Genomic DNA, 16,993 nt, shown 5'->3' on the forward strand with positions numbered 1-16,993 from the left:
ATCCTGTCAGATTGCCGATTGCTGTCTGCTCTGCATCATTCCGGTGAGTGATCTCGCAAAGCCGCCAGCGGGGCGCTATGAAATAAAATAGGAATGATTATCATTTGTATCACTATTTTAGGGCATTGGACTATATCGGGGATTAATTTAATGCGTCATCGCACTTTTCAGCGCACACCGCTGAGCGCAATGCTGCTGATTCTGTTTAGCAGCGCACCTGCATGGGCCGCAGATAACAATAATACGCACGACACCACGCTGACCGTCACCGCCAATAATAATGTCGATAGCGATGGCGGCGATGCCGATAGCTGGAACCAGGTGGCGAAGAAAGCCGATTCTGTCACCAAAAGCAGCCGTCCGTTAATCGAAACGCCGCAAAGTATTTCGGTGATCACCCAGGCGCAGATGGCCTCACAAGGCGCGTTGAACGTGGCGCAGGCGTTGCGCTACAACAGCGGGATCGGCTCAGAGGGCGGCGGTGCGGATTATCGTTTTGATGACATCACCATTCGCGGTTTTTCAGCCGATGAGTTTCTCGATGGCCTGCGCTTGCCGACGGTGACGTACTGGTCGCGTCCGAATTTCGATACTTTCCTGCTGGATCGCGTCGAAGTGGTCAAAGGCCCGGACTCCGTCACCTTTGGTCAGGCCAGCCCTGGCGGTGTGGTCAATATGGTAAGCAAGCGCCCCACCGCCGAACCGATCCACCAGATTTTTGTCAGTACCGGCAGCCATAATCTGTTTGAAACCGGGTTAGATCTCTCAGGCGCACTGGATAATGATGAACATTGGTTAGGACGCATTACCGGAACCTGGTCACGCAGCGATACTCAGGTCGATTACACCAAATACAAGCACTATGACATCGCCCCGGCGCTGACCTGGCAGCCCAATGATGACACGCGACTGACGCTGCTTTCCCAATTCCGCAAAGACCCTTACACCGGTTTTTACAATCAAATGCCGCTGGAAGGCAGCCTGATCCACCTGGCACAGGGGAATTTCTCCGACAACTTCTACGGCGGTCAGCCCGGTTTTGATTACTACCGCCGCGAGCAGGCCAGTGTTGGCTACGACTTTATGCACAAATTCGATGACACCTGGAGCGTGCATCAGAATCTGCGTTATCTGCATACCAGCAGCGATTATCAGATGGTCTATCCCACCGGCACCAACGTCGATGGATCGGCCACCGTCAGCCGCGACAGTATGCGCATCATCGAGTCCTTTAACGCCTTTGATGTTGATACCAATGTGCAGGGCAACCTCTACACCGGCCCGGTTAATCATGCCGTCACGCTGGGGATGGATTATGTACATGACGATCTGCGACAAAACAGCGGCTACGGTACTGCGTCCGATATCAGCTATCTCAACCCGGATTACAGTACCCCGGTGGCCAGTCCATCGATTGACTATCACAACCGTTCCTTTATGACTCAGCTTGGTTTTTACATGCAGGACAGCATGAAGTGGAACCACTGGATCCTGAACCTCGGTGGCCGTTATGACCAAGCGCAGAGTCGGGCGCAGAACTGGAACACCGCAACCCGCACTGAGTTGAACGACTATGCAACCACCGGTCGTGCCGGATTGATGTACCATTTTGATAACGGTATCGCCCCCTATATCAGCTACGGTACGTCGTTCCAGCCACAGTCGGGCACCACTTACGGTGGGGACCCCTTCAAACCGACCAAAGGCAAACAGTCGGAAGTGGGTATCAAGTATCAGCCGAATGGCTTTAATGCATTGTTCAGCGCTGCGCTTTACGACCTGCGTCAGACCAATGTACTGACTGCTGACCCGGATCACGTCAACTACTCGGTGCAGACCGGTGAGATTCGTTCGCAGGGCTTCGAGCTGGAAGGTAAAGCCAATATTACTTCGCGCTGGCTGGTGAATGCGTCATATGCATTGACCAACCCGAAAGTGATCTCAGCAAACGATGATACCGAAGGCAAACAGCCGGTGGCGATTGCGCGCCAGACCGCCAGTCTGTGGACCGAGTACGCGTTACCCGGCATCTTCGATGGCATCACCCTCGGCGGCGGCGCCCGCTATGTCGGCACCAACTACGCGACCACCGACAACAGCCTGAAAGTCCCGGCCAGAACCATCTACGATGCGATGATGCGTTATCGCTGGCAGGAGTGGCAGTTGGCGCTGAATCTGCAAAACCTGACGGATAAACAGTACATCAGCAACTGTAACGATCTTGGTTGCCACTTTGGCCTGCGCCGCCAGTTGATCGCCACGGTGAGTTATCAGTGGTAATCCGTCGTCGGCAACTGATCCAGGGCGCGCTGGCAAGCGCTGCCCTGTTTTCATTTCCACTGCGGGCCGCCAGCGCGCCCCGCTGGGTGATCCTCGACTGGGGATTAACCGAAATGGCGCTACTGCTGGGTATCACACCGGTGGGGGTTGCGGCGACCGACTGGTATCGCCGCCTGTTTAGCCAGCCAACATTGCCGTCACAGGTGGTCGATGTCGGCCTGCTATTTCAGCCCAACTATGAAACCTTGTTTGAGCTGCGCCCCACTCAGTTGCTGGTGACGCCCGCGCACCGCATGGCTGAAGCGCAGTTATCGCGTATCGCCCCGCTGCATTACTTTGCGACTTACAGCCCACATCCCTGGCAACAGGCGCAGCAAAATCTGCACGCATTGGCCGAACTGGCAGGGGATCCCGGTCGGGCGGATCGCGTGATGGCCACCCTGCTGGCACGTCTTGATCAGGCGCGTCAGCGCGCCGCACATTTTCAGCCTCGTCCCCTCTATCTGCTGCATCCGCTGGATACCCTGCATGTACTGGCGTTCGGACCGGGTAGTTTGTTCAATGACATGCTGGCGTTGCTGGGCATGGGTCATCACGTCCCGTTTGCCGTAGGTGCGCAGGGCGTGGCAACGCTGGAACTGGAGCAACTGGCGCAAATGCCACCTGGCTGGCTGGTGCTGCTGCCGTCCTGGCCGGAAGTGGATCTTAGCCCGATGCTGACCTCTCCGTTGTGGCATACCCTGATGCGTGGCGGCCATCAGAGAGTGGTTTTGCCAGATGGGCTATCGACGGAAGGCGGCGTACTCACGGCGGTGCGTTTTGCCGAAACGCTGGTGAACGCGCTACAGGAAGCCCACGCATGACCGGACGACATCCAGGCTGGCTCTGTGGTTTGCTGTTTGCCGTCGCGCTGGCCCTTAGCCTGCACCAAATCCATCAACAACTGACGTGGTCAGCCGCCTGGCAAGCGCTACAGGGCAGCGCACAACTCAGCCTTGCACAACAAATCTTCAGCCAGATGTGGCTACCGCGCCAGGGCATGGCGTGGCTGTGCGGCCTGGCGCTCGGCTTTACCGGCGTGGTGATGCAACAAGCATTACGTAATCCACTGGCCGAACCGATGACGTTAGGTATCGCCTCCGGGGCCACGCTGGCATTGTCGCTGGCCGCGCTGGTTGGTCCGTCATGGTTGCTGGCCGGGCGTGAATGGGTGGCGTTCAGCGGCGCGCTGCTCGCCTTTGGCGTGGTATTTCTACTGAGTTTGCGCCAGGGTTTCACCCCCCTGGCGCTGACGCTGGCGGGTATGCTGGTCAATCTCTATTGCGGATCGGTCAATCTGCTGTTGTCAGTGATTTATGACCGTTCGCTGGCCGCCGTATTTATCTGGGGGGGTGGCACGCTGGCGCAGGAAAACGCCAGCCAGCTAGCGTGGTTACTGCCAAGGATCGTGATAGCCGCGCTGCCGGTATGCTTTATTCTGCGCCCGCTGCGGCTGTTGACACTGAATGAACAGGTGAGCCGCTCCATTGGTCTGCCTGCCGGCATCGTGCGCGGCGTGGCGTTGTTGTCGGCGTTAGTGATCAGCAGCCTGGTCATCAGCGTGGTGGGTGTGATTGGTTTTATTGGCCTCGCCGCCCCCCATCTTGCCGTGCTGGCCGGGGCAAAAACCTTACGACAAAAACTGATCTGGTCACCGCTGCTGGCCGCCGGTCTGCTGTGGTTAACCGATCAGGGCGTCAGCCGTCTTAACGGTATTGGCGGCCTGCTGTTGCCCACCGGGATGATGACGGCGCTGGCGGGTGGCCCGTTGCTGTTGTGGTTTTTACCCCGTCTGCGCCATATTTGCCAACCCGATGTCAGTGAACCACACCAGCCCCCCTATCCTGGCGCTCGCTATACGCTGCTGCCGGTCGCGCTGCTCTTTTTTCTGATGCTGGCGGTGTCGCTCGATTTTGCCCGTGGTATTCACGGCTGGCACTGGAGTTCCCTTAACGAACTGCGGGCGATGCTACCGTTCCGCCTGCCACGTCTGCTGGCGGCGATCTCCGCCGGGATGTTGCTGGCGGCAGCAGGCGTGATTATTCAGCGCATCAGCCGCAACCCGATGGCCAGCCCGGAACTGTTGGGGATTGGCGCGGGTGCTGCGTTCGGAATCACCGTGCAGTTGCTGCTGTGGCCGCTGGGTGGCGTCGTCGCCATGCTGGCAAGCAGTGCGGTGGGTGCGTTACTGACGCTGGCGCTGACCTTGTGGCAGGCGCGCCACTACGCGCTGAATCCACAACGGATGTTATTGAGCGGGTTGGCGATCACGGCGTTGTTCCAGTCAGTCGCAGCGGTGGTACTGAGTAATAACGGCATGGCAGCGGCGATGCTGCGCCAACTGATGACCGGTTCAACCTACTATGTTAACGCCAGTACCGCCGGTATTGCGCTGGTGCTGGCACTGCTGTTGCTGGCGCTGACGCCGTTGCTGAGGCGGGCCTTACTGTTGTTACCCTTGAGCAGCGTGTCCCCTTCGCTGGGGCTTGATGTGACGCAGGCGCGCCTGCTGTTGATGGTGTTGGCGGCCACCATGACCGGCGTCGCAACCTTAATCGTCGGCCCGCTGTCGTTTATTGGCCTGCTCGGTCCACAACTGGCACGGCAACTGGGCGCGCGCCGACCACTCCAACAACTGACGCTGGCAGTGCTGATCGCGGTAGTGTTAATGATGCTGGCTGACTGGGCAGGCAATAATCTTTTGTATCCACGACAAATTCCGGCCGGACTGATGGCAACGTTGATTGGCGGCCCGTGGCTGGCGCTGCTGCTATGGCGTCCGCTGAATAGTACAAACTCATAGGAGATGAGGTGGCGATTTACCTGATGTTACTGCGCACCACCGGTGCGCTGTTTTTTCTCGCGCTCGGTTGTAGCGTGGTGGGCGGTTTAAGCAATGCCGGGCTACTGGCGCTAATCAACCAGGGACTCAACGCCAGCGATGCGCAACGTTTACAGCTGGCGTGGCAATTTGCCCTGCTGGCGTTACTGATGCTTGGCACCCGCACCCTGAGTCAGTCGCTGTTTATGGCGATGGGGCAGCGTAGCAAAGCACAGTTGCGCCGGATGCTGGTGCAGCAGGTTGCCGATGCACGCTACGCCGATCTGGAGACACACGGCATGCCGCGCGCGCTCAGTATCCTGACGCAGGATCTCGATCAGGTGGTGGTGTTTTTTGTCTCACTGCCCGCGTTCATTATGTCGCTGGCGGTGATTGTCGGCTGCATGGCGTATCTGGGCTATCTGTCGCTGCCGGTGATGGCGATTGCTATCGTGACCGTATTTATCGGCTCGCTGGGTTACAGTTGGGTGCATCGCCGCGCTCTGCAACTGATGCGTCAGTCACGCCAGCGCGAAGAAACCCTGACTGGCGATGTTAATGCGCTGTTCAGCGGAGCCAAAGAACTGCGCCTGCACGCCGCACGCAAACAAGCGTTTCTGCACAACCGCTTGTTTACCACCATTGAACAGGTACGCGTCGAGCGCACACGCGGTTATGTGTTGTACTCGCTGGCGAACATCTGGGCCAGCGTGTTCTTTTTTGCTTTTATCGGCGTGGTGATGTTTTTGCTGGCGCAGGTGCTGGATCTGCGTGGCGCAGTGCTTTCGGGTTTCGCAATGGTGTTTCTCTACATGATTGTGCCGATTGAGAGCGCCCTCTCCACTTTGCCCAGCCTGACGCTGACCCAGGTTGCCCTGAAACGCATCAATACCATGCAGCAGCAACTGCCGCCGGAGCAAACTCACGTCGACACGCCACCGTCAACCTTTCAGACGCTGGCGCTGCGCGACCTGATCTATCATCACGGCACACCAAACGGCTTTCAGGTTGGGCCGATTTCATTGCAATTCACCCCCGGCGAGTTGGTGTATCTCACCGGGGGCAACGGTAGCGGCAAAACGACCCTCGCCCGGCTTATCACCGGCCTGTATCAACCTGATGGCGGCGCGTTGCTGCTCGACAATGTCGCCGTCACCGACGCCACCCGCGCACGCTATCGCCAGTTGTTCTCGGCGGTGTTTAACGATTTTCATCTGTTTGATGATTTACAGGGGATTGATGCCACGCGCTGGAATGACGAGGCGCAGCAATTGCTGACAGCCTTGCAGCTACAGCACAAAGTCACGCTGGAAAACGGCGTGTTCTCCACGCTGGCGCTCTCCACCGGACAGCGCAAACGGCTGGCGCTGCTGGTGGCATGGCTGGAAGATCGTCCGTTCTTTCTGTTTGATGAGTGGGCCGCCGATCAGGACCCGGCGTTTCGCGAGGTGTTTTATCATCAACTGTTGCCTGCGCTTAAAGCCCGCGGCAAGACGGTGCTGGTGATCACCCATGACGATCGCTATTTTCACCTCGCCGATCGCTGCCTGAAACTGGAACTGGGCCAATTGATTAACGCTTAAGGCGCTCCCCTGCCTTTTCGCTCGCCGCACGACGGCGGGCGATGAACGCGGCCATCTGCTGTTGTGCCTGTGTCAGCCTTTCCGCTGAAGCGCTGCGCGGTGAACCGCTATCGAAAGGCGGTGCGGGGTCGTATTCCATCTGCAACTGAATAGCCTCCGCTGCATCACGTCCCAGGAGTTCCTCAGCCACCGTCAGCGCAAAATCGATACCCGAGGTGACACCCGCACCGGTAATACGGTTGCGGTCACGCACCACCCGCTCCTGCACCGGCGTTGCGCCAAACAAACTGAGCTGATCAATCGATCCCCAATGTGAAGTGGCGCGATAGCCCTGCAACAGCCCTGCCGCCCCTAGCACCAGCGACCCGGTACAAACCGACGTGACCCACTGCGCGTTTTCCGCCATACGACGCACAAAAGCCAACGTCTCTTCGTCGTCCATCAGGGCAATCTGACCCGGCCCGCCGGGGATACAGATCAGATCCAGCGGTGGGCAATCCGCGAAGGTGGTCGTCGGCACCATAGCCAGACCACGGTCAGACATCACGGGCTGACGGTCTTTCCACACCAGATAGTTGCTGACGCCTGGCATACGGGCAAACACTTCCCACGGACCAGTCAGATCAAGTTGCGTCAGTTCCGGGAAAAGCAGCAGACCAATATTGAAGGGGGTGGACATTGCCATGAGCGACTCCAGGGAGAGAATTATCGACTTATCATGGACTTGTTTGGGGAAAGTTGCATCTGGTTTGATTGGGCGAATTTTAAACTATTGAACACATCTATAATACTAAGTATCATAGATGTGTTTTCCCGGGCAAGGAAGCTCCACTCAAACTTCAACAAGGAAGCGTTATGGCAAATTACGTATTGCGTCCGTTCGACAGAAGCCTTAAGAGTGTTGGAATTGACGACGAAAAATTATGTAACGCGGCACGGGAACTCAGAGCCGGTCAGTTTGAAGCGAATCTGGGCGGTAATCTCTACAAAAAACGGATACCGCTGATGCGTGGTAAAAGTTGCGGCGCGCGCGCAATCATTGCATTTAAATCAGACAACGATTTGTTTTTCGTTAATGGCTGGATAAAAAACGTCGTGAAGAAAGGCTGTAAAGAGATCCCTGATGATGTTCTGGTGTTCTACAAAGCCATCGCGATACAAATGCTGAGCATGACGCCAGAGCAGACACAAATAGCCTTAAAGGCAGGGAAAATGAGAGAGGTTAGGTGTGATGATTGATCATCTTAAAGATTTGCAGGAAATTGCTCACGACTTCAACGAAATCGGTGTGATTTCTGATGATCTGGTAAAACAGATTGATGCCCGAGTACAGTTACGTGAACTACGTGCCAGTCTCCCGGTGATTAAAGAGATGAACGGCGAAGCCATACGTTCTTTACGCGATCGCTTCCATCTCAGTCAGGCCATGCTGGCGCTGTATGTAAATATGTCGGTTGTCACCGTATCTAAATGGGAACGCGGTGAAAAAAAACCTAATGGTGCCGCATTGCGGGTACTAAATACGATGGCGATTAAGGGGCCTGACGTGTTCGCGATCTGAATTTGTATTCATTCGTAGCGGCGCGATTTATCGCGCGTTGTTTAAACAGCGCGATAAATCGCGCCGCTACGCAATACACGTTAATTCAGTACCGGTTTCGCCATCGGTTGGGCCGGGCGTTCTGCCAGCGCAAACAGCTCATCAACCCGCGCTTTCTCTTTTGCATCCACCGGCACCAGCACCCCGCAGGCGACAAACACCAGCAGGTTACCCGCCAGGCCAACAATGCCGCTGGTGAGTGAGCCAAGCACCGGGATGTCATCCGGGAAAAACACCGTCAGCACGATCGCAATAATGATGCCGGTCATCATCCCCAGCAGCGCGCCCTGCTTGTTGCCAAAGCGGCTGAAGATACCGAAGAACAGCGGCACCGCCAGTTGGATGATCCCCTGATAGGAGATCTGCGCCAGCAACTGCAAACGCGAGTAGTTAAAGGTGAAATAAGCCAGCAGCGCTGCCGCTGCAATAAACACCACCATGCCGGACTTCGCCAGTACCGTCAGTTGACGATCGCTGCGCGGCTTATTCCAGGTAGCAAGATCGTTGGCAAATTGCGTACCGCACACCTGCACACAACCATCAACATGGCCGATACTCGCCGCCAGCACAATCACCAGCGCCAGTGCCAGCAACCACGGACCGCCCTGATCAAACAACGCCGTGAAGAAACCATTCTGCGGATTGGCCTGTACATTGGGGTCCTGGCTCACCGCTGTGGCGAACAACATCAAAATGGCGTAGAAACCGCCCACCAGCAGGATCGTCAGCAATGTCCCCTTCTTCACCGCGCGAATACCGCTGGCGGTGTAAATGCGCTGGAAGCTCATTGGCCAACACATCGAACCAACCACACCGGTAAAAATCAGGCTGAACATATACCAGGGGCCGTAATGGGAGCCTTCCGCACCCGGGATCTGCAACATCGCAGGCGGCAGTGACGAGAGCTGACCAAAGCTGTGATCACCGCTGAACAGCAGCACCACGCAAACCAGCGCACCGAGGCCATAGGCGATAATCCCCTGATACATATCGGTCATAATCAAACCACGCATACCCATGCTGACGGTCCAGTACTGACGCACCAGGATCAGCAGCACGCCGGCGATCAGACAGGTGGTCACGCCCCAGCGGCCAAAGCTGGCGAACTCCACCAGCAGCGCCAGTGCCTGAATGCCCATCACCACCCACGGGAAGACACAAATGATGCCGATAATTGACGCCACACGTTTCACCGCCGGGCTGTTGTAGCGCATACCCAGCAGGTCGGGCTGCGTGGTCAAATTAAAGTGTTGCCCCCACTTCCAGGCACGCCGCGCCATCAGGTACATGGCGGTGACGCCGAGCGTTGAGTAAACCGCGCCATAGAAGCCAATCACGCCGCTGACCGACAGCGCAAAAAACGCGGTAAAGGTTGCGCCCGGCCACCAGGAGTTGGTGTAGCTCATGGCGATGTACCAGGGACCGTAAGAGCGTCCACCCACCGCATAATCGGAAAACGAGGTGCTTTTACGGTTCGTGGCATACAGGACAGCAATCATGATCGCCAGAAATAATCCGATCATGCCAAAGGTAATTAAATAATGTGGTTCTGCGGTGCTAATTTTCATGATACTTCCTCATCCGCGGGAATTTCGCCAAAAGCACATTCAGCGAGATACATCACCCATAATCCGACGCCAAGAAATACCGCAATAGAAAGCCAGTAGATAATTGGCAACGGAACACCCAGAAATAACGCACCGCTTCCGCTGACGCTTAAATATAACGGTGGACAAAGCGCCAGAAGTAATAACGCCAGCAGATAGATGGCAAAGATTTTATTTTTGATGCTTATGCGGGCACGCAACTGTTGTGCCATGATCATGGTACTCATAATCCCCTCCGAAATTTACAATGACGGTGTGCGCACTCCTTTACCTGCTGTCAGACAGCCTTCCCCTGTGGTGTTAAAAAATAAATAAGATGATTACAGTGCGCGCAACCAATTTTCCCAGTCGGGATGGTTTAATACGCTGCGGGCGCGCAACTCTTTCCAGCGACCATATTTAGAAAAATCGAAATCAATATCCGCGACCTGATGCTGAATAATTGCCCAGGTTGACCACTTCATATCGGCAAGATATTTATGGATTTGCACGCGAGCAAATATCGCGCCATCCACCTTACCAAAATAATCCTCCAGCAATTCAAGCTCAATTTGTGGCGTAAAGAACATCTCACCGAACCATAATGCCAGTTCATAACAACGATCATTATTCGAGGCATATTCAAAATCGACCAGCCGAATATCATTGCTGGCATTGAGCATAAAATTGCCCGCCAGGGTGTCATTCATACAGGGCACGCGATCGATACCCGCCGCTTCCAGCGCCTGTTGTGCACGTTGCGCCTGTTTATGCAGCCACACCGCATCAGCAGAGAATGGCGCATTCAGGGCGCGCACCTGTTCGATATGTTCGTTCAACATAGCAAACACCGTTTTGTCCTCGGTGAGTAGCGGTTGATCGTTAAAACTCTTCAGCGCGTGCAGCGCCCGATGGCGAACCGCCTGCTGTTGAAAGTCGAGATTGGAAGAGGCACGCCAGCCGTCGATAAACTCAAAAACTTCGACCCCCAGCTCGCGCAGATAAGCGACCACCGGCACGCCGTAACCGGTTTGTGCCGCTTTCAGGCTGGCCTCATGCGCCGTGTCGCGGTTAATAAAACGTTCCGTGCCTTCGCCGGGAATTTTGACGAAATAAGCACAGGGCGCACCTTCCACCGCAACATGCCAGTTGGCGTTGGAAATCCCGCCGCTTACCGGACGATAGTGGATGGTTTTATTCTGCCAGCCTGACATCGCGGCGATCGCCTGTTCCAGACGCTGTTCCTGCCAACTGACGGCTTGTCCGGGTTGTTTACTCATGCTGTCTGCTCCGCTGTCAGGGTTAACCAACGTTCGAATCGGGGATCGCGTGCGCTCTGGCGACAGCGCAATAACATCCACTGACCCAGCTTGGCAAATTCCAGCCCACGCGGGCTGGTGTGACCGTTCAGCATGCCCCACAGCGTCCAGTGATAATCATCCACCAGCGCATACAGGCGGCAGCGCGCCACATCGGCTTCGCGGCATTCACCACGCCAGCTACGGATGGCATCGCGCCAGCGGTCATCGGTTGGCAACTGTTCATGGATTAAGGTGGCGATATCGTGCCAGGCATCACCCTGCGCTGCGTAATCGAAGTCCAGCAGACGCCACTCCCCCTGGCTGTTCACCATCCAGTTGCTGGCGATCGGGTCGCCGTGAATCAATACCGGGGTAAAAGCCGACGCATTTAACGCCTGCCAGGCGAGATCCACGCACTCGCCCAACCACACCATCTCCTCCGGCAGCACCACTTGTGCCTGCTGAAGTTGCTGGCGCAGGGCCAGCATGTCCTGTTGACGCGAGTGCTGAGGCAGCGGCAATGCCGCTTCATGCAAACGATCCAGGGTACGGGTCAGCGCACCAAACTGTCTCGGATCGCTGAAGTGCGCCAGCTTCGCCCAGCGAAAATCATCATCCAGTGCCGCAAAAATCAGGACGCCCGCCGCCTCATCGGCATGGCACAGTACCGGAGCAATCCCCAGCTCACCGGCCTGACGGCTGATTTCTGCGCTGCGGCGTACGTCGAGCAATGCGCGTTGGTCATCACATAGCACCTTGGCATAGAAACGTTGACCGGCGCTCTCCAGCCAGAACCCCGCCCACTCGGTCGCCAGACGATGGGGGGAAGCAACACCGGCGGTGCCTGGCTGAATAATGAAGCGCTGGCCGGGCTGCCATTGCTGCAACACCTGTTCTAAACGCGCGTTCATGCCGTCTCCTCCAGAAGCAGGTCACTTAACAACGCCATCAGCAAATCCAGGCCACGGTGAAGATCTTCGGTGGCGGTAAATTCATGCTCGTTATGCGATAAGCCACCCACGCTTGGCACAAACAACAAGGCGCTTGGGCAGTGATAACTCAGGCTGATGGCATCATGCCCCGCCACGCTGCGCAGCGGTATGGCGCTCAGGCCGCTGCGCTGCGCCAGGTGCAGGGCGCGTTGTGCCAGCAGGCTATCCAACTGCTGGCGGGGACGGAACTGCGCCCGATCCAGGCTGACATCAGTCGCCGTTGCCAGAGCAATCGATTGCATCTGCTGGCTGAAACTGGCGCGCAACTGATGCAGTAACGCCTCGTCGGCGGAGCGAAATTCGATCCAGACCGTGGCTTCGGAGGTGACCACGTTGGGCGAATTGGGGGTGGTGGCGAGACGCCCCACCGAAGTATGCAGCACCTCGCCGTGACGATCCGCTTCCGCCCGTACCGCCACGATAGTCTGGGCCGCCGCCAGCAACGCATCGCGCCGACGGCTCATCAATGCCGGACCGGTATGGTTCTGCTCACCGCGAAACGTCACCTGCCATTTAAGCGCCGCCCAGGTTTCGGTCACCACGCCAATTTGCTTACGTTGCTGTTCCAGGTGCGGGCCTTGTTCCACATGCAGCTCAAGATAGGCGCGCAACGGCAACGGGGGTAACGCCGTGCCGCGATAACCAATTGCCTGTAATGCCGCATCCAGCGTGATGCCATCGGCGTCGGTGCAGGCCAGTGCCTCATCCAGCGTCACCGCGCCGGTGAAAAATGAACTACCAATCAGGCTGGGCTGGAAACGTGCGCCCTCTTCATTGGTCCAGTTGACCACCGCCAGGTTGTATTGCGCCGGTTCGTTCTGCTCACGCAGTTGCCGCGCCAGCGCCGCGAGGGTGGTTGCCGCCGCAGTGACACCGTAGGCACCATCGAAGCGACCACCGAGCGGCTGGCTGTCGAGATGCGAGCCGCACAGCAACCAGGGTGCCCCCGGCCGCAACGTGATCAGGCCAAAAATATTACCGATTTCATCAATCTTTACGTCAAAACCCTGCCGGCTCAGCCAGGTGCAAAAAGCATCACGCACCTGTTGATCTTCGGCGCTGGCGGTCAGGCGGTGCAGACCACCCGCCGCCGTGGCACCAATGCGGCTGCTGAGTTCAAACAGCGCATCAAATGCCTGATAGTCGCGTGGCGTCATCCGCAGCGTTGCCGGGATGGAGGATGTTGACATGTGCGTTCTCCAGACTTGCTACAAAAGCTGCCGGTGGCGGCGCGTTGGTCACTAAGGTGTCCACCGCGCTGAACGGCAACGTGTTAATAAAAGTGCGCAGTCCAAATTTGCCTTCATCCGCCAGAATCACGCTCTGGCGGCAGTGCGTGCTCAGCACGCGCCGTAATAACGCCTCCGGTTCTTCGTAGTCCATAAAGCCATTTTCCCGGTCCACCGCACCGATCCCCATAAAGGCGATGTCGTAATGGAACTGCCGGGCAAAATCCAGCGTATGGGGACCGATAAGTGCGTTATCGTTTCGCCTGACGCGCCCTGGTGTTAGCGTCACAGCGTTTTCGCTCTGCTGCGTCAGCAGCGTGGCGATATCCAGTGAATTGGTGACAATCTTCAGCCGCGAGAAGCGCGTCAGTTGCTGTGCCAGCGCCAGCGTGGAGGTGCCGGTATCAAGAAACAGCGCCATGCCCTCCTCCACCAACTCACTTGCCAACTGCCCCATGCGCAGTTTGGCGCGCGGTTTGATACGGCTGCGAATTTGCAGCGGCTGTTCCTCGCTTGGCACCGGCAAAATCGCCCCACCGTGCACCCGGCGCAGCACGCCCTGCTCCTCCAGATACTTCAAATCGCGGCGGATGGTCTCTTCCGATACCACAAACTTCTGCGCCAGTTCGGTGACGCGCACCCGTTTGTCGTGGCTCAATACCCGTTTGATCTCATCGAGTCGCGGCTGGTTAATCATACTTACCCTTCTGTTTCTGCGGCGAAAACCGCAGTATACCCGTCCCCTGCCTCTGCCTTGCGCGATAAATCGCGCCGCTACAAAAGAGCGCGCGTTATAGTCGCGGCGCGATTACAAAAGAGCGCGTTATGGTCGCGGCGCGATTTATCGCGCGACGTTTATAATTTGGGCTGATGCTGATCCCACGGCATTAACGCTTCCAGCGCGGCACAGAATTGCAACACATCCCCTTCGGCATAACGACGACCGATCACCTGTAACCCCACCGGCAAGCCTTCCGGGGTAAATCCGCATGGCACCGTGGCGGCCGGATTGCCGCTCAGGTTGAACGGCCAGGTAAAGGGCGTCCAGCGCGCCCACTCGACACCGCTGTCGCCATCCGCCTGACCTTCAGGAACGTGACGATCGGCAGCAAACGGCAGCACCGGCAGCGTCGGGGTGATCAGCAAATCCACTTCGTCAAAGAGCGCATGCACCTGACCGGCAAAGGCGGCGCGCTGTTTTTGCGCATCCAGGTAATCCGCCAGTTCAATCCGTTGTGCGCGTTCAATCAGCGCGGCAAAACCGGGGTCCAGCTGATGATGTTGGTGTTGCAGGGCCGCGCCATACGCCACCCCTCGCCCACCGCTCCACAGCGTGTCAAAGGTGGCAAACGGGCTTTGCCAGCTCAGCGCTTTGGCCGTCAGCGTCACGGGCAGCGCGTGTGCCATGTGTTCAACCGCCTGCTCAACACAGGCAGCGATGCGATCATCCACCGGCGTATTGAATAAGGTCGGGCTGTAATGCACGCGCAGACGGGGCAGTGGCGCATCACACCTTGCCAGCCAGCTTTCCGTTTTGGCGGGCAGCGCCTGGTGATCTCGCGCATCCGGGCCAGAAAGCAAGTCAAACAGCAACGCGCTGTCGCGCACCGTGCGGGTCATCGGCCCGGCATGGCTGAGCATCTCGGTGGCAGACCACGGCCAGGTGGGGATTCGCCCCAACGAGGCTTTGAGCGCAAAAATGCCACAAAATGCGCCAGGAATGCGTACCGATCCTCCGCCATCCGATCCCAGTGCGGCTGGCACCATCCGTGCCGCCACGCTGATCGCCGACCCGGAACTGGAGCCGCCGCTGGTCAATGTGGGATCCCACGGATTGCGGCCATGACCAAACACGCGCGAATAACTGGAACCAGTCCAGCCGAATTCAGTGGTGGCGGTTTTGCCAATAATGATCGCCCCTGCCGCTTTGAGGCGCGCAATAATCGGCGCATCGCTGTCCGGTACGTTATCCAGCGCCGTCAGCGAACCTTTTGTGGTACGTAATCCGGCAGTGGCAAACAGGTCTTTAATGCCGAACGGCACACCGTGCAACGGACCGCGCAATTTTCCTTGCTGCCGCTCACGGTCACAGATTTCCGCTTCCGCCAGCGCCTGCTGGTCATAAACATCGCCAAACGCATTCAATGTGGGATTGTGGGTTTTTATCTGACGTAAACAACATTCCACCAATGCCACGCTGCTGCTTTTACCCTGACGAATCTGCGCCGCAGCGGTCAATAAATCCGGCATATCCTGCATATTTCACACTCTTCACGGCTGACTAACTGTTGAGCAGATAGTGGCATAGTCGCAGCAGGATGCAAGACCGAATTATGTTGTTAATGTGGGATATGTTGTATTTATTGCAGGTGAGTAATAAGAAAGGGTGATGACGGGAAACAGCAGAAAATGTTATTCAGGAGACGGTTAGCTGCATGTTTCGCTGGCGAGAAGGCAGCGACCGGGACAGATGTCAGTCAGCCTGTTGCCGGGTGGATAATTGCGCGGAGTGTGCGGCGACACGTAAATCGCCGCTTTACCGTGCGCAGTGATAACAAAATCGTTTGATGGCCGATCACAACCAACCCGAACGTTTAAGTCGCCACCACATAAAACCACATATCGTCAGGGTGACGCCCAGTGCCACCGGATAACCAAAATGGGTATGTAACTCCGGCATATCGGCAAAATTCATGCCGTACATGCTGAAAATGATGGTGGGTACAATCAATACCGCGCCCCAGCCCGCCAGCTTTTTGTTCACTTCACTCTGCTGCACCGACACCAGCGCCAGATTCACCTGCATGGCGCTGGTCAGCATTTCGCGCATATCTTCAGCATCGATCATGACATGGTGCGCATGGTCCTGCACATCACGCAGGTAGGCACGCAGATTTTTGGGCACCAGATCTTCATGGAAGCGCACCAGTTGCGGGCAGATTTCGGTCACCGGCATCGCCGCATTGCGCAGCGACAGCAGTTCGCGCCGCAGGTGGTAAACCTCCTCCAGCGTATCGCGGTGAAAACGGGTGCTGAACATCTCATCTTCCATCGCGCTGATGCGCTGGCTCAGGCTGGCGGTGATTTTGCTGTAGTTATCTACGATACAGTCCAGGATGCAGTACATCGCATACGCCGGACCTTCGCTCATCATCGCCTGGTTTTTTTCCGCACGCGCCCGGATACCACCGTAACCATCAGTCGAACCATGTCGCACGGTGATCAGGAAATTTTTACCGAGGAAGAAGTGCGTTTCACCAAAGCTGATCCGTTGCTGAGCATCCAGGTGGGCCGTTTTGACCACCACAAATACCGATTCGCCGTATTGTTCAATCTTCGGACGCTGATGCGCCACCAGCGCGTCCTCAATCGCCAGTTCATGCAGACTGAACTCCTGTTGCAGCGTCTGCATAAAGGCCGCATCGGGCTGGTATAAACCGAGCCAGACAAAGGTGTTGTCTTCTTTCAGCACCTCACTGATGTCACTGATATCGACATTTTCTTCACGCTGTCCGTGGCGGTAGACCACGCAGTTAATCACCATCTTTTTCAGATCCTTCCA

15 protein-coding genes are annotated in these 16,993 nt (G+C 56.8%); 6 read left to right on the forward strand and 9 right to left on the reverse strand.

Features of this window, described 5'->3' with window-relative positions:
- The first annotated feature begins 150 nt into the window (after positions 1-150).
- The 4 genes from AC6I8R_RS23400 to AC6I8R_RS23415 are packed head-to-tail and all read left to right on the forward strand — an operon-like array spanning position 151 to position 6,723.
- Complete coding sequence (locus AC6I8R_RS23400; protein ID WP_497833036.1) at positions 151-2,280, forward strand: TonB-dependent siderophore receptor; 2,130 nt, start codon at positions 151-153, stop codon at positions 2,278-2,280.
- The gene (locus tag AC6I8R_RS23405; protein ID WP_497833037.1) at positions 2,274-3,143 is read left to right on the forward strand and encodes an ABC transporter substrate-binding protein; all 870 of its coding nucleotides are present in this window, start codon (positions 2,274-2,276) and stop codon (positions 3,141-3,143) included. The genes AC6I8R_RS23400 and AC6I8R_RS23405 overlap by 7 nt, the downstream gene beginning before the upstream one ends.
- Positions 3,140-5,122 (forward strand): Fe(3+)-hydroxamate ABC transporter permease FhuB, encoded by a 1,983-nt coding sequence (fhuB, locus tag AC6I8R_RS23410; RefSeq protein ID WP_497833038.1) that lies wholly within the window; start codon positions 3,140-3,142, stop codon positions 5,120-5,122. The genes AC6I8R_RS23405 and fhuB overlap by 4 nt, the downstream gene beginning before the upstream one ends.
- Positions 5,123-5,130: 8 nt before the next feature.
- Positions 5,131-6,723 (forward strand): cyclic peptide export ABC transporter, encoded by a 1,593-nt coding sequence (locus AC6I8R_RS23415; protein ID WP_497833039.1) that lies wholly within the window; start codon positions 5,131-5,133, stop codon positions 6,721-6,723.
- Here the strand turns inward: AC6I8R_RS23415 and AC6I8R_RS23420 are convergent.
- On the reverse strand, positions 6,713-7,402 hold the full coding sequence (locus AC6I8R_RS23420) for a DJ-1/PfpI family protein (RefSeq protein WP_415175453.1): 690 nt from the start codon (positions 7,400-7,402) through the stop codon (positions 6,713-6,715). The two genes, AC6I8R_RS23415 and AC6I8R_RS23420, sit on opposite strands and share 11 nt — an antisense overlap.
- 176 nt (positions 7,403-7,578) lie before the next feature.
- Here AC6I8R_RS23420 and AC6I8R_RS23425 point away from each other — a divergent pair, with 176 nt between their 5' ends.
- Positions 7,579-7,962, forward strand: coding sequence for a type II toxin-antitoxin system RelE/ParE family toxin (locus AC6I8R_RS23425; RefSeq protein ID WP_497833040.1), 384 nt, complete (start codon positions 7,579-7,581; stop codon positions 7,960-7,962).
- Positions 7,955-8,284, forward strand: a complete 330-nt coding sequence (locus tag AC6I8R_RS23430) for a helix-turn-helix domain-containing protein (protein ID WP_415175443.1) — start codon at positions 7,955-7,957, stop codon at positions 8,282-8,284. Before AC6I8R_RS23425 ends, AC6I8R_RS23430 begins: the two co-directional genes overlap by 8 nt.
- An 80-nt stretch (positions 8,285-8,364) precedes the next feature.
- Here AC6I8R_RS23430 and AC6I8R_RS23435 read toward each other — a convergent pair whose 3' ends face one another.
- The 8 genes from AC6I8R_RS23435 to corA form a co-directional block, all read right to left on the reverse strand.
- The gene (locus AC6I8R_RS23435) at positions 8,365-9,891 is read right to left on the reverse strand and encodes a sodium:solute symporter family protein (RefSeq protein ID WP_497830905.1); all 1,527 of its coding nucleotides are present in this window, start codon (positions 9,889-9,891) and stop codon (positions 8,365-8,367) included.
- Positions 9,888-10,157: a hypothetical protein gene (locus AC6I8R_RS23440; RefSeq protein WP_208726015.1), complete on the reverse strand. Its 270-nt coding sequence runs from the start codon at positions 10,155-10,157 to the stop codon at positions 9,888-9,890. Before AC6I8R_RS23440 ends, AC6I8R_RS23435 begins: the two co-directional genes overlap by 4 nt.
- Positions 10,158-10,250: 93 nt before the next feature.
- Complete coding sequence (locus tag AC6I8R_RS23445) at positions 10,251-11,189, reverse strand: phosphotransferase (RefSeq protein WP_415173021.1); 939 nt, start codon at positions 11,187-11,189, stop codon at positions 10,251-10,253.
- Complete coding sequence (locus tag AC6I8R_RS23450; protein WP_497833041.1) at positions 11,186-12,121, reverse strand: phosphotransferase; 936 nt, start codon at positions 12,119-12,121, stop codon at positions 11,186-11,188. The genes AC6I8R_RS23445 and AC6I8R_RS23450 overlap by 4 nt, the downstream gene beginning before the upstream one ends.
- Positions 12,118-13,392: a Zn-dependent hydrolase gene (locus AC6I8R_RS23455; RefSeq protein ID WP_415173019.1), complete on the reverse strand. Its 1,275-nt coding sequence runs from the start codon at positions 13,390-13,392 to the stop codon at positions 12,118-12,120. Before AC6I8R_RS23455 ends, AC6I8R_RS23450 begins: the two co-directional genes overlap by 4 nt.
- The gene (locus tag AC6I8R_RS23460; RefSeq protein ID WP_415173018.1) at positions 13,331-14,128 is read right to left on the reverse strand and encodes a DeoR/GlpR family DNA-binding transcription regulator; all 798 of its coding nucleotides are present in this window, start codon (positions 14,126-14,128) and stop codon (positions 13,331-13,333) included. Before AC6I8R_RS23460 ends, AC6I8R_RS23455 begins: the two co-directional genes overlap by 62 nt.
- Before the next feature lie 158 nt (positions 14,129-14,286).
- Positions 14,287-15,681, reverse strand: coding sequence for an amidase (locus AC6I8R_RS23465; RefSeq protein ID WP_497833066.1), 1,395 nt, complete (start codon positions 15,679-15,681; stop codon positions 14,287-14,289).
- A 325-nt stretch (positions 15,682-16,006) separates the two neighbouring features.
- Entirely contained in the window at positions 16,007-16,975 is a 969-nt protein-coding gene (gene corA, locus AC6I8R_RS23470; protein WP_208726558.1) for a magnesium/cobalt transporter CorA, read from the reverse strand.
- Positions 16,976-16,993: the final 18 nt, after the last annotated feature.

This window comes from Pantoea sp. X-Soil-OKNW-713 (assembly GCF_059730685.1).

What these genes read in the sequence shown, in the direction of transcription:
- AC6I8R_RS23400 (WP_497833036.1), top strand. Translation starts at nt 151, where the DNA reads ATGCGTCATCGCACTTTTCAGCGCACACCGCTGAGCGCAATGCTGCTG.
- fhuB (WP_497833038.1), top strand. Translation starts at nt 3,140, where the DNA reads ATGACCGGACGACATCCAGGCTGGCTCTGTGGTTTGCTGTTTGCCGTC.
- AC6I8R_RS23420 (WP_415175453.1), bottom strand. Translation starts at nt 7,402, where the DNA reads ATGTCCACCCCCTTCAATATTGGTCTGCTGCTTTTCCCGGAACTGACG.
- AC6I8R_RS23425 (WP_497833040.1), top strand. Translation starts at nt 7,579, where the DNA reads ATGGCAAATTACGTATTGCGTCCGTTCGACAGAAGCCTTAAGAGTGTT.
- AC6I8R_RS23430 (WP_415175443.1), top strand. Translation starts at nt 7,955, where the DNA reads ATGATTGATCATCTTAAAGATTTGCAGGAAATTGCTCACGACTTCAAC.
- AC6I8R_RS23435 (WP_497830905.1), bottom strand. Translation starts at nt 9,891, where the DNA reads ATGAAAATTAGCACCGCAGAACCACATTATTTAATTACCTTTGGCATG.
- AC6I8R_RS23440 (WP_208726015.1), bottom strand. Translation starts at nt 10,157, where the DNA reads ATGAGTACCATGATCATGGCACAACAGTTGCGTGCCCGCATAAGCATC.
- AC6I8R_RS23445 (WP_415173021.1), bottom strand. Translation starts at nt 11,189, where the DNA reads ATGAGTAAACAACCCGGACAAGCCGTCAGTTGGCAGGAACAGCGTCTG.
- AC6I8R_RS23450 (WP_497833041.1), bottom strand. Translation starts at nt 12,121, where the DNA reads ATGAACGCGCGTTTAGAACAGGTGTTGCAGCAATGGCAGCCCGGCCAG.
- AC6I8R_RS23455 (WP_415173019.1), bottom strand. Translation starts at nt 13,392, where the DNA reads ATGTCAACATCCTCCATCCCGGCAACGCTGCGGATGACGCCACGCGAC.
- AC6I8R_RS23460 (WP_415173018.1), bottom strand. Translation starts at nt 14,128, where the DNA reads ATGATTAACCAGCCGCGACTCGATGAGATCAAACGGGTATTGAGCCAC.
- AC6I8R_RS23465 (WP_497833066.1), bottom strand. Translation starts at nt 15,681, where the DNA reads ATGCCGGATTTATTGACCGCTGCGGCGCAGATTCGTCAGGGTAAAAGC.
- corA (WP_208726558.1), bottom strand. Translation starts at nt 16,975, where the DNA reads ATGGTGATTAACTGCGTGGTCTACCGCCACGGACAGCGTGAAGAAAAT.